Raw genomic sequence first — 4,089 nt, forward strand, 5'->3', positions numbered from 1 at the left:
ACCCGCGAGACGTCCCCGCCCGCCCCGTCGGCGCCCTCGGCCGCGTCCGCACCGGGCCGCATCACCAGCCACACTCCGAGCAGCACCGCGAGCGCGGTGATGCCGAGCACGACCAGGTTGCCGATCCGACTGCCGCGGATCCGGGCCCGCCAGTCGGCGTCGCTGGGGATGGTCTGCTGGTCGGTGCTCATCAGGCGTAGGCGTGCAGGCCGCCGAAGAAGAGGTTGCCGAAGTAGGTGAACAGGATGGCGAGGAAGCCCGCCACCAGCAGCCAGGCCGACTTCGCGCCGCGCCAGTCGCGAACCACCCGGGCATGCAGGTAGGCGCCGTAGATCAGCCAGGTCACCAGCGCCGCGGTCTCCTTCGGGTCCCAGCTCCAGTACCGGCCCCAGGCGATGTTCGCCCAGATCGACCCCAGGATGATCATGATCGTCAGCATCGGGAAGGTGACGATCACCGCCTTGTAGCCGAGTTCGTCCAGCACCTCGCGCCTGGGCCAGCCACGCCACTTGATCCGCGGGGCGAGCAGGTACATCACGGCCGCACCGAACGCGATCACCGCCGCGCCGTAGGCGAGGGCGGCGGTGAACACGTGCACCGTCAGCAGCGGGCTGTTCTGCAGCGCCGGCATCAGCGGGTTGGCCTCGTACGACAGGGTGGACGCGTAGATCAGCATGCCGAGGATGACCGGCAGCACCACCAGGGCCAGTGTGCGCACCTTGTAACGCCACTCGAAGTAGACCTGCGCCAGGATCATGCCCCACGCGAACGAGACGGCGAACTCGTAGTGGTTGGCGAACGGCGGGTGCCCGGTGGCGAACATCCGGACCAGCATCGAGGCGCTCAGCAGGATCAGCGCCAACTGGACGAACCTGCTGCCGAACCAGGTCAGCCCGCGGCGGGCCGGCGCCGCCGAAGAGGACGCGGCTGCGGCTGCGGAGCCGTCCTGCTGCCCGGACGCCGGGACCAGGACGGCCTGCCGGGCGGCGGTACTGTGCTGCAGCCGGGCGGCGAAGACGGCGATCAGGTAGGCGCCCAGCGCCAGCGTGATCAGTGCGGTGGTGGCCACCAGCAGGGCCTGCGATATCTCAAGCATCGACATTGATCCTTTCCATCGGGGCGGACATCTGGTCGGACAGTTCGGCGGCCAGCTGGTGGAAGTTGCGGGCGAAGGTGGCGTCCTGCCGATCGGGTGAGGCCATCTGAACCCGGCAGCCGTCGTCGGTCTCGGTGACCCGGAACCAGATCCGGTGATGGCGCAGGAACATCGTCAGGCAGGTGCCGATGATCAGCATCGCGCTGCCCAGCCAGACCACCCAGGTGCCCGGGTCGCGCTTGACCAGCAGCCCGGTGAACTGTTGCTCCCGCTCGAAGGTGTAGGTCAGGCCGTCGACGTCGATGCCGGTGCCCTGATCGAGGATCGCGGTGCCCAGCGGCACGTCCTCGCCGCTCGGGTACACCTCGATGCGCATCTGGCCGGCCGCGATACCGGTGCCGGTCCGGCCGGACGCGGAACCGATCACGAACAGCTCGCGCTGCTGCTCAGCCAGCTCGACCACGCCGTAGACCATCGAGCCGTCCTGGGTGGTGAACTCCAGCGGCACCCCGTCACCGAAGACCACCTGGCCCTGGGCGTCGGTGACCTGCACCACCGCGGCGATACCGAAGTAGGCCTGGTGGAACATGACGCCGTCGTACTTCAACGGGTCGTTCACCCGCACGTCGTGCCGGGCCACCTGCTCACCGTCGCGGGTCAGGACGAGGTCGGTCACGTAGTCCATCGGCGTGCCGTCGGGGTAGTAGCTGTCCTGGAAGGATTTCGCCTCGGCAACCAGCCCGGTTCCGTGGCCGACCTCGGTCGGGTGGCCGATGGTCAGGGTGAACTGCTCGTCGCGGAAGCCGGTCAGTGAGCTGAGCAGGAAACCAGCCATGATGACCACGATCCCGACGTGCGCTACCGCGGTGCCGAACGGCGCCAGGTGCCACTTGTCGGTGTAGAGGTTGCGGCCCGGCCCGCGGGGATCCTCGAGCACCCGCACCTGGCTGCGCCTGGCGTGGTCGGTGATGAAGCTGACTGCGGCGTGGACGGTGACATTGCTGGTGAAGTCGCCGCGCAACCGGGCACGGTTGAAGAACTCGGCGCTCACCCTGGTGTGCGGCTGGAAGGCGGGCCGGTACAGCAACGGCAGCCGGTGGCAGGTGCAGGCCAGGGTGCTGACCGCCAGCAGCGTGATCACCACCACGAACGGGATCGAGGCGAAGACGTTGAAGAAGCCGAGGGTGGCCATGATGTCGGTCCAGCCGCCGAAGGTGGGCCGCGCCGACTCCAGCCAGGCCTGCATGGACGCCGGGTCGTCGCGTACCCCGGCCGGCGCCTGTGGGAAGAGCACCCCGATCAGGGCGAACAGGCCGGTCAGCAGGATCAGGACCAGGCCGACCCGCTTGTTGTAGAAGAAGGCGTAGATGCTGCCGAACAGTTGGGACGGGGCGACCGTCACGGTGTCGTCCAGCCCGTCCGCCGCGCCCTGCGGGCCCTCGGTGCGGGTGCGTTCATCGGTTTCGAGACTCATGGTTCTCCTATGCTCCAAACGCCGGGACGAAGGCGGCCAGCCGGGCGAACAGGTTGGTGATCATCAGGAACCCGATGACGACCAGGATGGCGCCGCTGGCCAGCGAGATCGCGACGTGGTGCCGGGCGAACCAGGCGAACCGCTCGTTGGCCCGCACGGCGCCGATGGCGACCAGCACGATCGGCACCCCCAACCCGGCGCAGTAGGCGAGCATCAGCGCCACCCCCAGCCCGGCGGTCGCGCTGACGGTGGCCAGGGCCAGGATCGCGCCCAGGATCGGGCCGATGCACGGCGTCCAACCCGCCCCGAAGACCACACCCATCAGACCGGCGCGCAGCGCGCCCTGTTGACCGGGACGCACCTGCAGCCGGGCAGCCCGGTTGAGCAGCGGGATCTCGATCAGCCCGGCGACGTGCAGGCCCATCACGATCAGCACCACGCCGCCGACCACCCGGAAAATCCCGACGTAGGGTCCGAGCGACAGCCCGATCAGCCCGATCGACGCCCACAGCGCGATGAAGACGGCGCTGAACCCGGCGACGAAGCTGACCGCGTTCAGCAACGCGGCCGGCCGGGACACCTGCTGCGGCCCTCCGACCAGCTGCCCGACGAAGGCGGGGACGATCGGCAGGAAGCACGGCGAGGCGAACGACACCAGACCGGCAAGCAGGGCGAGCGGGATCGTGATCTCCATCTCAGCCGCCCGGCGTCGGCGAACTCGTCGACGCCCGGAACCGCTCCAGGTGAGCGGCGGCTGTTTGCGCGAGTTCACTATCGGGGGCGACCTCCACGACCTTGCCCCACGCCCGCTCCACGGCTGCGTAGTCGGGCGGGGTCTGGGCCAGGTAGAGGAAGCCGAGGTTGTACCAGGGTTCAGCCAGGTCGGGGGCGACCTCGGTGGCCCGTGACCAGTGTTGTTCGGCGGCGTCGTAGTCGCTCAGGCTGTACTCGGTCACGCCGAGCGACAGCAGCACCTCGACGTCGTCGGGGGCGATCTCCAGTGCCTGCTCGAAGTACCCGACCGCGTCCTGGTACAGACCGCTGTCGTAGTACAGCTTGCCGAGGTCGCCGCGCAGCTTGGCGTCGGTGGGGTTGGCCTCGATCCGGGTCTCGAGCTCGGCGACCGCGGCCTGGTCGAGGGGCGGGAACTCGGTGGCGGTGCCCGCCATCACGCTGGCCGCGGCGTCCTGCGTGCTCACCGTCTCACCACCGGACGACAGGCCCATCTGCTGGACGATGATCACCACCGCCGCGGCCAGCAGCGCGACCAGGACCAGGTTCACCTTGCTGGGGCCACCTGCCGCCCGACGCGGCTGGCGCGTCCTGGTGGCCGTCCCCGGACGCCGCACGGGCGGCTGGTCGTCGGCGAACTCCGGGAACGCCTCGACCCCCACGCCGTCATCGTCGGGCGCCGCGGGGTCGGCGGGTGAAGCGGGGTAGGGCTCGTCGAGGGTGGCCAGTTGCTGCTGGGCCCACCCCTGCAGTCCAGCCGGCGCCGACGCGAGGTACTCCTTGAGTT

General features: G+C 69.5%; 5 protein-coding genes. All 5 read right to left on the reverse strand.

The features are described from left to right. On the reverse strand, positions 1 to 191 hold a 191-nt coding region (locus WBL05_RS06325; RefSeq protein ID WP_424224535.1), incomplete at its 3' end, for a hypothetical protein. After that, positions 191 to 1,096: a c-type cytochrome biogenesis protein CcsB gene (ccsB, locus tag WBL05_RS06330; RefSeq protein ID WP_424224537.1), complete on the reverse strand. Its 906-nt coding sequence runs from the start codon at positions 1,094 to 1,096 to the stop codon at positions 191 to 193. The genes ccsB and WBL05_RS06325, both read right to left, overlap by 1 nt. After that, positions 1,089 to 2,570 (reverse strand): cytochrome c biogenesis protein ResB, encoded by a 1,482-nt coding sequence (locus tag WBL05_RS06335; RefSeq protein WP_424224538.1) that lies wholly within the window; start codon positions 2,568 to 2,570, stop codon positions 1,089 to 1,091. The genes ccsB and WBL05_RS06335 overlap by 8 nt, the downstream gene beginning before the upstream one ends. A 7-nt stretch (positions 2,571 to 2,577) precedes the next feature. Continuing rightward, the gene (locus WBL05_RS06340) at positions 2,578 to 3,264 is read right to left on the reverse strand and encodes a cytochrome c biogenesis CcdA family protein (RefSeq protein ID WP_424224539.1); all 687 of its coding nucleotides are present in this window, start codon (positions 3,262 to 3,264) and stop codon (positions 2,578 to 2,580) included. Position 3,265: 1 nt separating this feature from the next. Beyond that, positions 3,266 to 4,089, reverse strand: an 824-nt coding sequence (locus WBL05_RS06345; RefSeq protein ID WP_424224541.1) for a tetratricopeptide repeat protein, incomplete at its 5' end; no start/stop codon positions are given.

The organism is Brooklawnia sp., assembly GCF_049651565.1.
Lineage (GTDB): Bacteria > Actinomycetota > Actinomycetes > Propionibacteriales > Propionibacteriaceae > Brooklawnia.

Excerpts from the sequence above, each read along its gene's own strand:
- WBL05_RS06340 (WP_424224539.1), bottom strand. The coding sequence starts at position 3,264 with ATGGAGATCACGATCCCGCTCGCCCTGCTTGCCGGTCTGGTGTCGTTC.
- ccsB (WP_424224537.1), bottom strand. The coding sequence starts at position 1,096 with ATGCTTGAGATATCGCAGGCCCTGCTGGTGGCCACCACCGCACTGATC.
- WBL05_RS06335 (WP_424224538.1), bottom strand. The coding sequence starts at position 2,570 with ATGAGTCTCGAAACCGATGAACGCACCCGCACCGAGGGCCCGCAGGGC.